General features: G+C 71.4%; 15 protein-coding genes. 14 read left to right on the forward strand and 1 reads right to left on the reverse strand.

Going from position 1 to position 17249, the window contains the following annotated elements:
- The first annotated feature begins 15 nt into the window (after positions 1–15).
- Genes NJE57_RS09905 through nuoN form a run of 13 tightly spaced genes read left to right on the forward strand, consistent with a single transcriptional unit; the run spans position 16 to position 15576 of the window.
- On the forward strand, positions 16–570 hold the full coding sequence (locus NJE57_RS09905) for an NADH-quinone oxidoreductase subunit B family protein (RefSeq protein WP_319028224.1): 555 nt from the start codon (positions 16–18) through the stop codon (positions 568–570).
- Positions 567–1367, forward strand: a complete 801-nt coding sequence (locus NJE57_RS09910; RefSeq protein WP_319028225.1) for an NADH-quinone oxidoreductase subunit C — start codon at positions 567–569, stop codon at positions 1365–1367. The genes NJE57_RS09905 and NJE57_RS09910 overlap by 4 nt, the downstream gene beginning before the upstream one ends.
- A complete protein-coding gene (gene nuoD, locus NJE57_RS09915; protein ID WP_319028226.1) occupies positions 1367–2689 on the forward strand; it encodes an NADH dehydrogenase (quinone) subunit D in 1323 nt (440 codons plus the stop codon). The genes NJE57_RS09910 and nuoD overlap by 1 nt, the downstream gene beginning before the upstream one ends.
- Positions 2686–3474, forward strand: coding sequence for an NADH-quinone oxidoreductase subunit NuoE (gene nuoE, locus NJE57_RS09920; protein WP_319028227.1), 789 nt, complete (start codon positions 2686–2688; stop codon positions 3472–3474). Before nuoD ends, nuoE begins: the two co-directional genes overlap by 4 nt.
- Before the next feature lies 1 nt (position 3475).
- Positions 3476–4813, forward strand: coding sequence for an NADH-quinone oxidoreductase subunit NuoF (nuoF, locus tag NJE57_RS09925; protein WP_319028228.1), 1338 nt, complete (start codon positions 3476–3478; stop codon positions 4811–4813).
- Entirely contained in the window at positions 4810–7338 is a 2529-nt protein-coding gene (locus NJE57_RS09930; RefSeq protein ID WP_319028229.1) for an NADH-quinone oxidoreductase subunit G, read from the forward strand. The genes nuoF and NJE57_RS09930 overlap by 4 nt, the downstream gene beginning before the upstream one ends.
- Positions 7335–8732 (forward strand): NADH-quinone oxidoreductase subunit NuoH, encoded by a 1398-nt coding sequence (gene nuoH / locus NJE57_RS09935; RefSeq protein WP_319028230.1) that lies wholly within the window; start codon positions 7335–7337, stop codon positions 8730–8732. The genes NJE57_RS09930 and nuoH overlap by 4 nt, the downstream gene beginning before the upstream one ends.
- 1 nt (position 8733) lies before the next feature.
- Complete coding sequence (gene nuoI / locus NJE57_RS09940) at positions 8734–9279, forward strand: NADH-quinone oxidoreductase subunit NuoI (RefSeq protein ID WP_319028256.1); 546 nt, start codon at positions 8734–8736, stop codon at positions 9277–9279.
- Positions 9276–10058: an NADH-quinone oxidoreductase subunit J gene (locus tag NJE57_RS09945; RefSeq protein ID WP_319028231.1), complete on the forward strand. Its 783-nt coding sequence runs from the start codon at positions 9276–9278 to the stop codon at positions 10056–10058. The genes nuoI and NJE57_RS09945 overlap by 4 nt, the downstream gene beginning before the upstream one ends.
- Positions 10055–10354: an NADH-quinone oxidoreductase subunit NuoK gene (gene nuoK / locus NJE57_RS09950; protein ID WP_096906211.1), complete on the forward strand. Its 300-nt coding sequence runs from the start codon at positions 10055–10057 to the stop codon at positions 10352–10354. Before NJE57_RS09945 ends, nuoK begins: the two co-directional genes overlap by 4 nt.
- Positions 10355–10367: 13 nt before the next feature.
- A complete protein-coding gene (nuoL, locus tag NJE57_RS09955) occupies positions 10368–12326 on the forward strand; it encodes an NADH-quinone oxidoreductase subunit L (RefSeq protein WP_319028232.1) in 1959 nt (652 codons plus the stop codon).
- Positions 12323–13933: an NADH-quinone oxidoreductase subunit M gene (locus NJE57_RS09960; RefSeq protein ID WP_319028233.1), complete on the forward strand. Its 1611-nt coding sequence runs from the start codon at positions 12323–12325 to the stop codon at positions 13931–13933. The genes nuoL and NJE57_RS09960 overlap by 4 nt, the downstream gene beginning before the upstream one ends.
- Positions 13930–15576, forward strand: a complete 1647-nt coding sequence (gene nuoN / locus NJE57_RS09965; protein ID WP_319028234.1) for an NADH-quinone oxidoreductase subunit NuoN — start codon at positions 13930–13932, stop codon at positions 15574–15576. The genes NJE57_RS09960 and nuoN overlap by 4 nt, the downstream gene beginning before the upstream one ends.
- Positions 15577–15787: 211 nt before the next feature.
- Here nuoN and NJE57_RS09970 read toward each other — a convergent pair whose 3' ends face one another.
- Positions 15788–16150: a 4a-hydroxytetrahydrobiopterin dehydratase gene (locus NJE57_RS09970; protein WP_319028235.1), complete on the reverse strand. Its 363-nt coding sequence runs from the start codon at positions 16148–16150 to the stop codon at positions 15788–15790.
- A gap of 83 nt (positions 16151–16233) precedes the next feature.
- Between NJE57_RS09970 and gluQRS the strand changes: the two genes are divergently transcribed.
- On the forward strand, positions 16234–17157 hold the full coding sequence (gene gluQRS, locus NJE57_RS09975; RefSeq protein ID WP_319028236.1) for a tRNA glutamyl-Q(34) synthetase GluQRS: 924 nt from the start codon (positions 16234–16236) through the stop codon (positions 17155–17157).
- Positions 17158–17249 lie beyond the last annotated feature (92 nt).

The raw sequence follows: 17249 nt of genomic DNA on the forward strand, positions 1-17249 counted from the left end.
GACGGAGCACACGCCATGGGACTGGAAGAGAAGGTACCGAGCGGGTTCCTGCTGACCACGGTCGAGCAACTCGCGGGGTACATGCGCAAGGGCTCGCTCTGGCCCGCCACCTTCGGGCTGGCGTGCTGCGCCATCGAGATGATGGCCACCAGCGGCGGCCGCTACGACCTGGCCCGGTTCGGCACCGAGGTCTTCCGGGCCTCCCCGCGCCAGGCCGACCTGATGATCGTCGCCGGCCGGGTCAGCCAGAAGATGGCCCCGGTCCTGCGCCAGGTGTACGACCAGATGGCCGAGCCCAAGTGGGTGCTGGCGATGGGCGTGTGCGCCTCCTCGGGCGGGATGTTCAACAACTACGCGGTGGTCCAGGGCGTGGACCACGTGGTGCCCGTGGACATCTATCTGCCCGGGTGCCCTCCCCGGCCGGAGATGCTCATGCACGCGATCATCACCCTGCACGACAAGATCCAGCACATGCCGCTCGGCGCCAACCGCGCCGAGGCCATCCGCGCCGCGGAGCAGGCGGCCCTGGACCAACGCCCGCTCATCCCGGTCGAGGGGATGTTCCGGTGACCGGCCGCTCCTCGTCCTCCGACGGTCCCTCCTCCGACCGCGACGGGGCCCCTGCTGCTCCCGACCGCTCGGACGCCGGACGGCCGGCCGCAACCGATGCCCACGACGCCGCGGGCCCGGACGGTACAGATACGACCACCGTCGGCGTGCGCCACGGCATGTTCGGGGTGCGCGGCTCCGGTGACACCTCCGGCTTCGGCGGGCTCGTGCGCCCCGTCGAGATGCCGGGCGACGCCCGGTCACCCCAGGGAGAGGAGGACGACGACGAGGTGGTCGCCGCGCTCCGGTCCGCACTGGACTCGCAGGACGGGCCGGGCTTCGACGACGCGGTCGAGTCGATCGTGCACCACCTCGGCCAGCTGATCCTGCACATCAGGCGTGAGCACCTGCCGACGGTCGCGCTGACGTTGCGGGACGACCCCGCGTTGCGCTTCGAGATGTCGCTGGGCGCGAGCGGGGTCCACTACCCCGACTCCACCGGCCACGAACTGCACGTGGTCTATCCACTCCAGTCGATCACCCACAACCGCCGGGTGTTGCTGGAGACGTCCGCCCCGGACGCCGACCCGCATATCCCGTCCCTGACCAGGGTGTACCCGACGACCGACTGGCACGAGCGCGAGACGTACGACTTCTTCGGCGTCCTCTTCGACGGCCACCCCTCGCTCACCCGGATCCAGATGCCGGACGACTGGGAGGGTCACCCGCAGCGCAAGGACTACCCGCTCGGCGGCATCCCGGTGCAGTATAAGGGCGCCACCATCGCGCCCCCGGACCAGCGGAGGGCCTACAGCTGATGGCCGATCACGCCCGCGCCCGCCGCGCCGCAGACTCCGACACCGTCCTCACCGCGTCCGGACAGGACTGGGATGCCATCAGCGACGCCGCGCGCAGGGCCGACGACGACCGCATCGTGGTCAACATGGGCCCCCAGCACCCGTCCACCCACGGGGTGCTGCGGCTGATCCTGGAGATCGAGGGGGAGACCGTCACCCGGGCGAGCTGCGGCATCGGTTACCTGCACACCGGCATCGAGAAGAACCTCGAGTACCGCTACTGGACCCAGGGCGTCACGTTCGTCACGCGGATGGACTACCTCGCGCCGATGTTCAACGAGGTCGCCTTCTGCCTCGGGGTGGAGAAGCTGCTCGGGATCACCGACCGGATACCGGAGCGGGCGTCGGTCATCCGGGTGATGCTAATGGAGCTCAACCGGATCTCCTCGCACATGGTCGCCCTGGCTACCGGCGCCCTGGAGCTCGGCGCCAGTACCCCGATGTTGTTCGGGTTCCGCGAGCGGGAGCTGGTCCTGGACGTCTTCGAGGTCATCACCGGTCTGCGGATGAACCACGCCTACGTCCGGCCCGGCGGGGTGGTCCAGGACTTGCCGGACGAGGCGGTGCCCAAGGTCCGCGAGTTGCTCGAGGTGATGCCAGGGCGCATCCGCGAGATGGAACTGCTGCTGCGACAGAACCCGATCTGGAAGATGCGGCTCGAGAACGTGGGCTACCTCGACCTGACCGGGTGCATGGCCCTCGGGGTGACCGGCCCGGTGCTGCGCGCCACCGGCCTGCCCCACGACGTGCGCCGGACCGACCCCTACTGCGGCTACGAGACCTACGAGTTCGACGTGGTGACCGGGACGGGCAGCGACTGCTACGACCGGTTCGCCGTCCGCGTGGACGAGATGAAGGAGTCGCTGAAGATCGTCGAGCAGTGTCTGGACCGGCTCGAACCCGGGCCCGTCATGGTGGACGATCCCAAGATCGCGTGGCCCGCCCAGCTCAAGGTGGGACCCGACGGACTGGGCAACTCCGCCGAGCACGTCCGGCACATCATGGACGGCTCCATGGAGGCCCTCATCCATCACTTCAAGCTGGTCACCGAGGGGTTCGGAGTGCCCCCGGGACAGGTGTACGTGCCGGTCGAGTCGCCCCGCGGCGAGCTGGGGGTGCACATGGTCTCGGACGGCGGCACGCGCCCGTACCGGGTCCACTACCGCGACCCGTCGTTCACCAATCTGCAGGCAGTGGCGGCGATGTGCGAGGGCGGGATGCTCGCGGACGTCATCGCCTCGGTCGCCAGTATCGATCCCGTGATGGGGGGTGTGGACCGATGAGCGGCGAACCGGTCTTCCTGGAATTCGGTCAGAAGCCCGACGAGCCGGGCGCGATCCTCCGCCCCGGCGCCCGGCAGCGGTACCCGGACGACACCGCGCAGCGCCTGTCCGACGACGCCCGGGAGATCGTCGCCCGCTACCCGCAGGCCCGGTCGGCGCTACTGCCGCTGCTGCACCTGGTCCAGGCCGAGGACGGCTGCATCACCCCTGCCGGGATCGAGTTCTGCGCCCGGGTGCTCGGCCTGTCCGGGGCGGAGGTGATGGCGGTCGCCACGTTCTACTCGATGTACCGCCGCACGCCGACCGGCGACTACCTGGTGGGGGTGTGCACCAACACCCTGTGCGCGGTGATGGGCGGCGACGAGATCCTGGCATCCCTCGCCGAGCACCTGGGCCTGGACGGCACCGGCACCACCGATGACGGCCGGGTGACCCTGGAGCACATCGAATGCAACGCGGCCTGTGACTACGCCCCGGTGGTGATGGTCAACTGGGAGTTCTTCGACGACCAGACCCCGTCCTCGGCCCGGCAGGTGGTGGACGACCTGCGCGCCGGGCGACCGGTGACCCCCACCCGTGGCGCCCCGATGTGTACCTTCCGCGAGACCGCGCGGATCCTCGCCGGCTTCCCCGACACCCGTCCCGGCGCGAACGACGGCGCGCCGGGAGGGCCCACGCTGGCCGGTCTACGCACCGCCCGCGACCGCGGGATGCGGGCGCCCGCTGGACCGCAGACCGACTCTCACGACACCCCGATCCCCGCACGCCCCTCCGAGGAGGCCTGACATGCCTCTCAGCCCCTACCTCAGCCGCTACTGGGACGCCCCGCGGAGCTGGACCCTCGAGACCTACCTGGCGAACGACGGGTACGTGGGCCTGCGCAAAGCCCTGGCCACCGGGCCGGACGAGGTCATCTCCACCGTGCTCGACGCGGGACTGCGCGGCCGCGGCGGCGCGGGTTTTCCCACCGGCCGCAAGTGGGGTTTCATCCCGCAGGAGACCGGCGAGGAGGGCGGGGCCGGATCCGGCCCCGCCGCCAAGCCGCACTACCTGGTGGTCAACGCCGACGAGTCCGAACCCGGCACCTGCAAGGACATGCCGCTCATGCTCGCCACGCCGCACGTGCTCATCGAGGGCATCATCATCGCCGCGTACGCCATCCGCGCCTCCCATGCGTTCATCTACCTCCGCGGCGAGGTGGTGCCTGTCCTGCGCCGCCTGCAGGTGGCGGTCGCCGAGGCCTACGAGGCCGGCTACCTCGGCCGCGACATCCTCGGGAGCGGAGTCGACCTCGAGCTCGTCGTCCACGCCGGTGCGGGCGCGTACATCTGCGGCGAGGAGACCGCTCTCCTGGACTCCCTGGAGGGGCGGCGCGGACAGCCCCGCCTCCGTCCGCCGTTCCCGGCGGTCGCCGGCCTCTACGCCTGTCCAACGGTGGTCAACAACGTCGAGTCCATCGCCAGCGTCCCGGCGATCCTGCAGCACGGCCCCGAGTGGTTCCGGTCGATGGGGTCGGAGAAGTCCCCCGGGTTCACGCTGTACTCGCTGTCCGGCCACGTGGCCCGCCCCGGCCAGTACGAGGCGCCGCTCGGGATCACGCTGCGCGAGCTCCTGGACCTCGCGGGCGGCGTCCGTGCGGGCCACACCCTCAAGTTCTGGACCCCCGGCGGCTCCTCCACCCCGATCCTCACCGACGCCCAGCTGGACATGCCGCTGGACTACGAGGGCTGCGCGGCCGAGGGCAGCATGCTCGGCACCAAGGCGCTGCAGATCTTCGACGACACCACCTGCGTGGTGCGGGCCGTGCTGCGCTGGTCGGAGTTCTACGCCCACGAGTCGTGCGGCAAGTGCACCCCGTGCCGGGAGGGCACCTTCTGGTTGGTGCAGATCATGCGGCGGCTCGAGGACGGCAGCGCCACGGCTGACGACCTGGACCGCTTGCTCGACATCTCGGACAACATCGTCGGGAAGTCGTTCTGCGCGCTCGGGGACGCGGCGGGCGCCCCGATCATCTCCTCCATCGCGCTGTTCCGCGACGAGTACCTGGCCCACGTCCCGGACGGCTGCCCCTTCGACCACGGCAGATCCACCGTCTTCGCCCGGACCGAGGAGGTGGCCCGATGACCGATAGAGACGACCTGGTCACCCTCACCGTCGACGGTCACCGGATCTCCGTGCCCCCGGGGACCCTGGTGATCCGTGCCGCCGAGCGCATCGGGGTCCAGATCCCGCGCTTCTGCGACCATCCGCTGCTCGAACCGGCCGGCGCCTGCCGCCAGTGCATCGTCGAGGTCGAGGGCGCGCCCAAACCCGTGACCTCCTGCACCACCCCGGTCACCGAGGACATGGTGGTGCGCACCCAGTTCACCTCCGAGATCGCGGACAAGGCCCAGCGCGGGGTGATGGAGCTGCTGCTCATCAACCACCCGCTGGACTGCCCGGTCTGCGACAAGGGCGGCGAGTGCCCGCTACAGAACCAGGCGCTCTCCAGCAGCCACGGCCACTCCCGGTTCACCGAGGTCAAGCGGACGTTCCCCAAGCCCATCGCGATCTCGTCGCAGGTCCTGCTCGATCGCGAACGCTGCGTGATGTGCGCGCGGTGCACCCGCTTCTCGGACCAGATCGCGGGCGACCCGTTCCTCGACCTGATGGAGCGCGGTTCCCAGCAACAGGTGGGCGTCTACGGCGGCGAGCCGTTCGAGTCGTACTTCTCCGGCAACACCGTGCAGATCTGCCCGGTCGGCGCGCTCACCGGGGCGGCGTACCGCTTCCGCGCGCGCCCGTTCGACCTGGTCTCCAGTCCCGCGGTCTGCGAACACTGCGCCAGCGGCTGCGGGCAGCGCACGGACCACCGGCGCGGGAAGGTCCTGCGCCGGTTGGCCGGGAACGATCCGCAGGTCAACGAGGAGTGGAACTGCGACAAGGGCCGCTGGGCGTTCACCTACGCCACGCAACGCGACCGCATCACCACCCCGATGGTCCGCGGCCTGGACGGCGGCCTGGTACCGGTCCCGTGGAGCACTGCGCTCGCCACCGCCGCGCGAGGGTTGTCCGCCGCACGCGGTCGCGCCGGTGTCCTGGCCGGAGGCCGCCTCACCTCCGAGGACGCCTACGCCTACGCCAAGTTCGCCCGCGCGGTACTCGGCACGAACGACGTCGACTTCCGGGCCCGCCACCACTCGTCGGAGGAGGCTGAGTTCCTCGCCGAGCGGGTCGTCGGCCGGCGGGACGTCACCTACGCCGACCTCGAGACCGCCCCGACGGTGCTAATCGTGGGTGTCGATCCCGAGGAGGAGTCGCCCATCGTCTTCCTCCGTCTGCGCCGGGCCGCGCGCGACCACGGGCTGAGGGTCTTCTCGATCGCCCCCTTCGCCACACCGGCGGTCCGCAAGACGCGCGCCGCCCTGCTGCCCACCGTCCCCGGGGCGGAACCCGAGGTGCTGAACGCCCTCGCCGTCGACCCTGCCGACCCCGCCCCCTCCGACCCAGACTCCTCAGACCGTGCCCCCTCAGATCGTGACCCCTCAGACCGCGCCCTCTCGGACCGGGGCGACGCCGACCCCACCCACGGCGCCCTGCCCACGCTGCTCCGCGAGCCCGGGGCGGTGATCCTTGTCGGCGAGCGACTCGGCGCGGTCCCGGGCGGGCTCACCGCCGCGGCCGCCCTCGCCGACGCCACCGGCGCGCGCCTGGCGTGGATCCCGCGCCGCGCGGGTGAACGCGGGTCCCTCGAGGCGGGCTGCCTGCCCGGCCTACTGCCCGGGGGCGCGCCCGTCACCGACGACGCCGCCCGCAGCGCGCTCGCTGAACTCTGGCGGTGCGAGGACCTGCCCACCGCGCCGGGCCGCTCCACCGACGAGCAACTCCGGGCCGCCGCGTCCGGGGAGCTGACCGCGCTGCTGGTGGGCGGGGTCGAGGCCGCCGACCTCCCCGACCCCCGGGCCGCCCTGGATGCGATCGAGGCCGCCGGGTTCGTGGTGAGCATCGAACTGCGCCGCAGCGAGATCACCGACCGCGCCGATGTGGTCCTGCCGATCGCCCCCGTGGCCGAGAAGGCCGGCACCTTCCTCACCTGGGAGGGCCGCGAGCGCCCCTTCGCCGCCGCGCTGACCGGCACCGATGCGATGCCTGATCACCGCGTCCTGAACGCGGTCGCCGAGGAGACCGGCGCCTGGTTCGGACTGAACGACGTGGAGTCCGTGCGCCGCGAGATGTCGGCCGTGGACGAGGCCCTCGGGTTGCGCCCACCCGCCGGCACGCATCCGCTCCCGCAGATGCACTCCCGCCCCCGCCGAAGCGCAGGCGCGCGTCCATCGACGGGAGCGGATGGGCGGGCGATCCTGGCCACCTGGCGGATGTTGCTGGATTCGGGGCGGATGCAGGACGGGGAGCCGCACCTGGCCGGGACGGCCCGCTCCCCCGTGGTCCGCCTGTCACCGACCACCGCCCGCGAGATCGGGGTGGCCGCTGGCGACCCGGTGACCGTCTCCACCGAGCGCGGCGCCATCACCCTGCCCTGCGCCGTCACCGAGATGCCCGACCGCGTGGTGTGGCTGCCGCAGAACTCGCCCGGGACGACCGTCAACGCCACGCTCGCAGCCGCGGCGGGGGATGTCGTCCGGATCGGCGCCGGGGAGGTGGCGTCATGACCACCCCGTCCGGCACCCACGCCGACCTGTCCGCCTTCGGCGTCGACCCGTGGTGGCTGATGCTGGCCAAGGTGCTCGCGGTCTTCGTGTTCCTCGTGGTGACGGTGCTCGCCGCCATCTACCTGGAGCGCAAGATCCTGGCGTGGATGCAGATGCGCATCGGACCCAACCGGGTCGGTCCCGCCGGCATCCTGCAGAGCCTCGCGGACGGCGTCAAGATCGCGCTCAAGGAGGGACTGATGCCGGCGGGGGTCGACAAGCCCGTGTTCCTGCTGGCCCCGGTCATCGCGGTGATCCCGGCGTTCATGGCGTTCGCGGTGATCCCGTTCGGTCCCGTGGTCTCGGTCTTCGGGCACTCCACACCGCTGCAGCTCACCGACCTTCACGTGGGCGTGCTCTACATCCTCGCCGTCACCTCCGTCGGCGTGTACGGGATCGTGCTGGCCGGTTGGTCCTCCGGGTCGACGTACCCGCTGCTGGGCGGACTGCGCTCGACGGCGCAGGTGATCAGCTACGAGATCGCGATGGCGCTGTCCTTCGTGGGCGTGTTCCTCTTCGCCGGCACCATGTCGACCTCGGGGATCGTCGCGGCCCAGTCCCAGGTGTGGTTCGTCTTCCTGCTGGCACCGTCGTTCGTCATCTACGTGATCTCCATGGTGGGCGAGACCAACCGCGCCCCCTTCGACCTGCCCGAGGCCGAGGGCGAGCTCGTGGGCGGGTTCCACACCGAGTACTCCTCGCTGCGGTTCGCGATGTTCATGCTCGCCGAGTACGTCAACATGACCACCGTCTCGGCCCTGGCGGCCACACTGTTCCTCGGTGGCTGGCAGGCGCCCCTGCCGTTCTCGCTGATCGACGGTGCCGACTCCGGCTGGTGGGCGCTGCTGTGGTTCGTCGTCAAGGTGTGGGCCTTCATGTTCCTGTTCATGTGGCTGCGGGCCACTCTCCCGCGACTGCGCTACGACCAGTTCATGGCCTTCGGCTGGAAGGTACTCATCCCCGTCTCGCTGGCCTGGGTCATGGCGGTGGCCACCATCCGGGTGGTCGTGGGTGCCGAGTCCGCGCTGCTCACGCCCGCCATGGTGATCGCGGGCCTGGTCGCGGTGGCTCTCATCGTCGTCGTCCACAGATCCCGTTCCCACAGCTCCCGCTCACACAGCGCCCGATCCCACAGATCCCGTTCCCACAGCGCCCGCTCACACAGCGCCCGCGCCACGCCCGTCCGCGGCGACTCCCCGCCTGCGTCCCCCACCCACGGCACGCACGTCGACCCCTCGTCCTTCGATCCCACGGCCGGCGGGTTCCCCGTCCCACCCCTCCCCCACCAGCGCGCGGCGCTCGACTCCTCCCCGCCTGCCGACACCGCCCAGAGTCAGGAGGCCCGCCATGTCTAGGGTGCCCAGGTTCCTCGAACCACTCGCCGGGTTCGGCGTGACGTTCGGAACCATGTTCCGCAAGGCCCACACCGAGCAGTACCCGGAGGAGAAGGTGCCCACCGCGCCCCGCTACCACGGGAAGCACCAGCTCAACCGCTACGCCGACGGGCTGGAGAAGTGCATCGGCTGCGAGTTGTGCGCGTGGGCGTGCCCCGCGGACGCGATCTACGTCGAGGGCGCCGACAACACCGACGAGGAGCGGTTCTCGCCCGGCGAACGCTACGGGCGGATCTACCAGATCAACTACCTGCGCTGCATCGGCTGCGGCCTGTGTATCGAGGCCTGCCCCACCCGCGCGCTGACCATGACCAACGACTACGAGATGGTCGACGACAACCGCGCCGACCTCATCTACGAGAAGCACGACCTGCTCGGGCCGATGCTCGCCGGGATGGTCCCCGCACCGCACGAGATGTACCCGGGCGCCGACCACTTCGACTACTACCGCGGGGAGATCACCGGATCCGCGCCCGAGCAGGGCCAGCCGTACGAGGGGTCCTCGTGACCACCGGGGAGTCCGTCCTGTTCTGGGTGCTGGCCACCGTCGCCGTGGTCGGGGCACTCGGCGTGGTCTCGGCGACCAAGGCCGTCTATTCGGCACTGTGCCTGGCCGCGACGATGATCTCGCTCGCCGTGCTGTACATCGCACAGGGCGCGGTGTTCCTGGGCGTGGGCCAGATCGTGGTCTACACCGGCGCCGTGATGATGCTGTTCCTGTTCGTGGTGATGCTCATCGGGGTCGAGTCCTCGGACTCGCTGGTCGAGCGCATCCGCGGGCACCGGGTGGCGGCGATCGTCGCGGGCCTTGGCTTCGGCATCCTCCTGGCCACCGGCCTGGCGCGGGCGCAGCTGCCACCGTTCGCCGGCTTCGCCCCCGGTTACTCCGACGTCCCCGCGCTGGCCGAGCTGCTGTTCTCCCGGCACGTGTGGGCGTTCGAACTCACCGGGGTGTTGCTCATCATCGCCACCCTCGGCGCGATGGTCCTGGCGCACCGCGAGCGCTTCACCGGACGCCTGACCCAGCGGGAGATGTCCGAGCAGCGCTTCCTCGACTGGCAGGCCGACGACACCGCCCGCGTGACCCCGCTGCCCAGCTCCGGCGTGTACGCGCGCCGCAACTCCGCCGACATGCCCGCCCGGCTGCCCGACGGCTCCGACGCCCCCGACTCGGTGAGCGAGGTGCTGCGGCGCCATGCCCGCGACACCGCAGCCCGTGACTCCGCGGCCCGGGACGAGCTCGGGGCCGGCGACACCCGCCGACCGGACGGAGGTGCGCGGCCGTGAACCCCGAGTACTACCTGTACCTCTCGGCCGTACTGTTCACCATCGGCGCGGCCGGGTTCCTGCTGCGGCGCAACGCGATCGTGCTGTTCATGTGCATCGAGCTCATGCTCAACGCCACCAACCTCGCGCTGGTGGCGTTCGCGCGGATGCACGGTGACGTCACCGGCCAGCTGTTCGCGTTCTTCATCATGGTCGTGGCCGCCGCCGAGGTCGTGATCGGCCTCGCGATCATCATGGCCATCTACCGCTCCCGCCGATCGGCGTCCGTCGACGACGCCAGCCTGCTCAGGTACTAGGGGGACGACGACGATGACGACGACGACCGCAGCCGCCCTCGCCCCGGCCGTCACCGCGCCCGCGCTCTGGCTGATCCCCGCACTACCGCTGCTCGGCGCGGCGATCCTGCTGCTACTCGGTCGCCGCGCGAACGCGTGGGGCCACCTGCTGGGCTGCGGCACGGCCCTGGCCGCGTTCGCCGTGGCGGCGTGGCAGTTCGTCGCCATGGCCGGCCGTGAGGCGGGTGACCGCGCCGCGGGGCAGACCCTGTTCACCTGGGTCTCGGTCGGCGACCTCACCGTGGACTTCGGCCTACGCCTGGACGAGCTGTCCATGGTGTTCGTCCTCCTCGTCACGGGCGTCGGCCTGCTCATCCACGTCTATTCGATCGGGTACATGGCCGCCGACCCGGCACGGCGGAAGTTCTTCGCGTACCTCAACCTGTTCCTCGCCGCGATGCTGCTGTTGGTACTGGCCGACAACTTCCTCGGCCTCTACCTGGGATGGGAGGGCGTCGGCCTGGTCTCGTACCTGCTCATCGGGTTCTGGCAGCACAAGCCGTCCGCCGCGACCGCGGCCAAGAAGGCGTTCCTCGTCAACCGGGTGGGTGACATCGGCCTGGGCGTGGCGTTGATGGTCATGGCCACCCAGCTGGGCACGCTGTCCTACGAGGGTGTGTTCTCGGCGATCGGCGGCGGGGGCGGTGGCGCAGGAGCCGGCGGCGCGGCGGTGAGCTCCGGCCTGGTCACCGCGCTCGGGCTGCTGTTGCTGCTGGGTGCGTGCGCCAAGTCCGCGCAGGTCCCGCTGCAGTCCTGGCTCGGAGACGCCATGGAGGGCCCCACCCCGGTGTCGGCCCTCATCCACGCCGCGACCATGGTCACCGCGGGCGTCTACCTCATCACCCGCTCCAACCCGATCTTCGACGCCACCCCGACGGCACGGGCCGCCGTGATCGCGGTCGGCGCGGTGACGCTGCTGTTCGGGGCGGTGATCGGCTGCGCCAAGGACGACATCAAGAAGGTCCTCGCCGCCTCCACCATGAGCCAGGTCGGATACATGGTCATGGCCGCCGGCTTCGGACCCGCCGGATACGCGCTGGCGATCATGCACCTGCTCACCCACGGTTTCTTCAAGGCCGGCCTCTTCCTCGGCGCGGGATCGGTGATGCACGGGATGAACGACGAGGTCGACATGCGGCGCTACGGTGCCCTGCGCGCGGTCATGCCCATCACCTATCTCACCTTCGGCATCGGGTACCTCGCGATCATCGGCGTCCCGCCGTTCGCCGGCTTCTACTCCAAGGAGGGCATCATCTCCGCGGCGTTCGATCAGGGCGGGGGCTCGCCGATCGGCTATCTGCTGGGGGCGGTGGCCCTGCTCGGCGCCGGCCTGACCGCCTTCTACATGACCCGCGTGATGATCCTGACCTTCTTCGGGCCCGAGCGCTGGGCGGACGGCGCGCACCCCCACGAGTCGCCGGCGACCATGACGGCACCGATGATCGCGATCGCGGTGGGGTCCGTGCTCTCCGGCGCCCTGCTGGCGATCGGCGGGCGCCTGCAGGACTGGCTGGCGCCGGTCGTCGGCGATCACCATCCCGAGCACGTGCTGCCGGTGTGGCTGGTCACCGCCGCCTCGCTCATTGTGGTGGCCGCCGGGATCGCCCTCGCCGTTAGCCGCTACGCCCGTAGCGCCATTCCGACCATCGCTCCCGCCGGCTCGACGCTCACCCGGGCCGCGCGGCGCGACCTGTACGCCGACGACCTCAACGAGGCGGTGTTCATGCGGCCCGGCCGAGCGTTGGTCGCCGGCACCGAGGTGGTCGACCGCCGGGTCGTCGCCGGTGCGGCGACGGGCGTCGGCACCGCCATCGGGGAGCTGTCCGCCCGGACGAGACTCCTGCAGTCCGGACTCACCCGCTCCTACGCGCTGTACATGCTGATCGGCGCGGCTCTGGTGATCGCGGCGATGCTGGGCGGAGGTGCGCTGTGACCGGCCCCGGACTGCTCACCGCGCTGTGGCTCACGCCCCTGATCGGCGCCCTCGTCGTCGTCGTCCTCCCCGTGAGCGCGCGCCGCGCGGCCAGGCCCCTCGCCCTGGCCACATCCCTGATCGTCCTGGTGTTGGCCGTCGCGCTGGCGGTCGGATTCGATCCGGGGGGCGAGACCCACCAGTTCGTCGAGTCGCGGCCGTGGATCCCCGCGTTCGGTGCCACGTACTCGCTCGGGCTCGACGGGGTCGCTCTGGTGCTGGTGCTGCTCACCGCGGCGCTCATGCCGTTGCTGCTGTTGGCCGGGTGGCACGACACCGACGCGCCCGGTGCCGACGGCCCCGTTCCGAACGGTCGGCGCTCGCAGGCGTACCCCGCGTTGATGCTCGCCACGCAGGGGCTCGCGCTGGTGGCCTTCACGAGCCTGGACGTGCTGCTGTTCTATGTGGCGTTCGAGGCGATGCTCATCCCGCTGTACTTCCTCATCGGTGGTTTCGGCACAGGGGGTTTCGGCACAGGCGGATTGGGCGCCGGCGAGTCCGGCAGTGGTCCGGACGGAGCCGACCGGGCGAAGGCGGCCGTCCGGTTCCTCATCTACAACCTGCTCGGTGGGCTCGTGATGCTCGCCGCGGTCCTCGGGCTCTACATGTACACCGACCGGGCCGGGATCGGGCCCGACGGCCGCGGCACGTTCGACTACCGCCTCATCACCGACGCCGTCGCCGACGGGCGCCTGCAGATCCCACCCGGCGCGATGCTGCTGCTGTTCGCCGGGTTCACGTTGGCGTTCGCGATCAAGGCGCCGCTGTGGCCGTTCCACACGTGGCTGCCCGGCGCCGCCGTCGCCGCGACCCCCGCCTCCGCCGTGCTCATGATGGCCGTGGTCGACAAGGTCGGCACCTTCGCGATGTTGCGCTACAGCCTGCCGCTGTTCCCGGAGGCCGCGGCCACCGCGACGCCGGTGATGGTGACGCTGGCGGTGATCAGCATCGTCTACGGCGGACTCATGGCCATCGCCCAGACCGACCTGTTGCGGCTCATCGCGTACGCCTCCATCTCCCACTTCGGGTTCATCGTGCTGGGCGTGTTCGCCGCGACCGAGCAGTCGGCGGCCGGGTCGACGCTGTACATGGTCAACCACGGCCTCGCCACGGCCGCGCTGTTCCTCGTGGCCGGGTTCCTCGTCCGGCGGCACCGGATCCGCGAGATCGGCTACTACGGCGGCGTGCAGCAGGTGGCGCCCGTGCTCGCCGGGGTGTTCCTCATCGCCGGGCTCGCAACCCTCTCGCTACCCGGGCTGGCCCCGTTCATCAGCGAGTTCCTGGTGTTCGTCGGCACGTTCGAGGTGTACCCGGTGGCGGCGGTGCTGGCGACGGCCACGTTCGTCCTGGCGGCCGTCTACATCCTCTGGACCTACCAGCGCGTCATGGGCGGGCCCGTCGCGTCGGGGCTGCGGTCCACGCCCGACCTGTCGACGCGCGAGCGCGTGGTGCTGGCGCCGCTGGTCGTGGCACTGATCGTGCTGGGCTTCTACCCGCAACCGGCGCTGGACGTGATCGATCCGGCGGTCGCCACGACCGTCGCCCACGTGGAAGGTGCCACCCGATGACCCCGGACATCGCCTACTCCTCGCTCCTGCCGCTGCTCGTCGTGCTGGGCGCGGCGATCGTGTCCGTACTGGTCGAGGCGTTCGCCCCCGCCCGGCACCGCTACGCCGTGCAGATGGTCCTGTACCTCGGCGGGCTCGTCGCGGCGCTGGTGACGGTGGTGATGCTCGCCGGAACGCGGCTGGTGACGGCCGGTGGCGCGGTGGCCGTGGACGGGCCGTCGCTGTTTCTTCAGGGGGCCACGGTCATCGTGGCGATCGGGGCCGGTCTGCTCATCGGCGAGCGGTCGCGGGCCGGCGTGTCCGCAGGTGCCGCGGTGGGGGCGTCAACAGGCGTGGCCGGGGCGTCGGCGGGCGCAGCGGCGCAGGCACGTCGTCCGGTGCTCGCGGGCTTCGCGCCCCAGGCCGCCCTTGCCCCGGGCGGCGACGCCGAACGCGAGGCCGAGCGCGCGGACGTGTCCCAGACCGAGGTGTTCCCCCTGGCACTGTTCGCCACGGGCGGGCTCATGCTGTTCCCCGCCGCGAACGACCTCATCACCCTGTTCATCGCGCTCGAGGTGCTGTCCCTGCCGCTGTACGTGATGTGCGGCATAGCCCGTCGGCGGCGGCTGCTCTCTCAGGAGGCCGCGGTCAAGTACTTCCTGCTGGGGTCGTTCTCCTCGGCGATCTTCGCCTACGGCGCCGCGCTGATCTACGGCTATGCCGGGACCGTCGAGTTCGGCGGCATCGCGGCCGTGGTCGCGGCCGAGGGCAGCAGCTCGCTGATCCTGATCGGTATGGCGATGATGTCGGTGGGCCTGCTGTTCAAGGTCGGGGCCGTGCCGTTCCACACCTGGACCCCGGACGTGTACCAGGGCGCGCCCACCTCGATCACCGCGTTCATGGCCGCCGGGACCAAGCTCGCCGCGTTCGGCGCGATCCTGCGCTTCTTCCACACCGCCGTTCCCCGCCTCGAGGCCGACTGGGCACCCGTGCTCTGGGTGATCGCGGCGCTGACGATGATCGTCGGCACGGTGGTCGCCGTCACCCAGAACGACGTCAAGCGCCTACTGGCCTACTCCTCCGTCGCACACGCCGGGTTCCTGCTCACCGGGGTGCTCGGTCCGCCGGCTGCCGGGACCTCCGCCGTGTTGTTCTACCTCGCGGCGTACGCGGTGAGCACCGTGGGAGTGTTCGCCGTGGCCGGGCTGGTCCGCGACCCGGACGGCGCCGAGATCACCGACCTGCAGGCCTGGGCCGGGCTCGGCCGCCGCCAGCCGCTCGTGGCAGGCGCGTTCGCCCTGCTGTTGCTCGCGCTGGCGGGCATCCCGCTGACCAGCGGGTTCATCGCCAAGTTCGCGGTGTTCTCCGCCGCCGTGGCCGGGGGCGCGGTGACCCTGGTGGTGATCGGTGTGCTCACCAGCGCGATCGCTGCCTCGTTCTACGTGCGCGTGATCGTGATCATGTTCTTCCGCGACGACGGTGCCGGCGTCTCTGGCGCGGACGGCTCCGGTCTCGGCGGTCCCGGTACTTCCGAAGTGGCGTTCGCCCGCCGCCCGGTCACGCTGGCGGTGGTCGCGGTGACTGTGGTGGTCACGCTGGCGCTGGGGATCGCGCCGCAGCCGCTGCTCGACCTCTCGGAGGCCGCCGCCGGGTTCGCCCGGTAGCTGGTCGGGAGGTCCCCCGACCGCCGCCGAACGAGCGCCGAGCGCCGCCGAGCGGTCACTTGCGATCACGTTTCCCCAGGAGACCCGGCGCCGATTCCCGCATTCGCGCCCACTCGGCGGGGCGGCAGGGCGGCGGGGCGGCGAGGCGGGAGGTGCGGCAGGGCGGCGGGGAGGCGAGGCGGCGAGGCGGCGAGGCGGGTTGCGCCGTAGGTCAGCCGTCGGCGTCCATGCCCAGCGGGGTGGCGTCGAACTCCCCGGACAGCGCCGAGACCGACCGGGCCAGTCGCAGGTCCCGCCTGGTCACCCCGTCGACGTCGTGGCTGCGCAGGTCCAGGGTCACCTCGTCGTAGCTCCACAGCAGGTCCGGGTGGTGGTCCTGCGAGTTGGCGGCCTGGCCGATCGCCGAGACCAGGTTGATCGCGGCCTGCGGCGTCTCGCACACCGCGGTGTAGGTCAGCGAGCCCTCGGAGAACGCCCAGCCGGGCAGGTCGGCCAGACCCTCGGCGATCTGGTCCTCGGTCAGTCGGGTCTTGTCATCGGCGTCGGGGCGGGTGTTGTCGGCGTCTGCGTTCATGCCGCCCAGTCTGGCACCTCCCGCCGCGCCCGGCACTTCCCCGCCACGACCGTCTCCCCGCACGCGCGGCCTACCCTGAGGGCGTGGAATCCCCCGCCAGCACCTCACCCCGCGGCGCCGGCCGGTACGCGCCCAGCCCCTCGGGCGACCTGCACCTGGGCAACCTGCGCACAGCGGTGGTGGCGTGGGTGTTGGCCCGCGCCTCCGGCCGTGCGTTCCGTATGCGGGTCGACGACCTCGACACCGCCCGCGCCCGCCCCGGCGTGGCCGATCGCCAACTCGCCGATTTGGCCGCGATCGGGATCGACTGGGACGGCGAGATCATGTGGGAGTCCGCGCGCTCGGACGCCTACGCAGCGGCTGCCGATCGCCTGGCCGACGGTGGGTTGGTCTACGAGTGCTACTGCTCCCGCCGCGAGATCGCCGAGGCCGCGCGCGCCCCGCACTCCCCGCCCGGCGCCTACCCCGGCACCTGCCGCGACCTCCCCGACGCCGAGCGGGCACTGCGCCGCGAGGCTCTCGGGCCCGGTCGGGTGCCGGCCCTGCGTCTGCGTGCCGACGTGCGGGAGCTCACCGTCCACGACGCCGTCCACGGCTCCTATACAGGTGTTGTGGACGATGTGGTGCTGCGACGCGGCGACGGCGTGTGGGCGTACAACCTCGCCGTCGTCGTCGATGACGCCGGCCAGGACGTCGACCAGGTCGTGCGCGGCGAGGATCTCCTGCCCTCCACCCCCCGCCAGGCCTACCTCGCCGCACTCCTCGGGTTGCCCCGGCCGGAGTACGTCCACGTACCGCTGGCCGTCAACGCCGCCGGGGAGCGCCTGGCCAAGCGGGACGGCGCGGTGACGTTGTCCGATCTGGCGAAGGAGGGGACGACGACGAGGTCGGTCGTCGCTCAGCTCGTCGCGTCGCTCGGGGGGCCGCCGGGCGCGGACTCGGTCGAGGCCCTGCGCGGGGTGGTCACCGCCGACTCACTCCGGTCCGGCCCCTGGATCGTGGCCTGACCCTGGGCTCCGGCACACCTGACCGTCACACCCCGACCCGCACCCATGCCCCCCATCCCCACCCCATACCCCCCCCCGGCCCCCAACCCCAT

The organism is Dietzia sp. PP-33, assembly GCF_033790845.1.
GTDB lineage: Bacteria > Actinomycetota > Actinomycetes > Mycobacteriales > Mycobacteriaceae > Dietzia.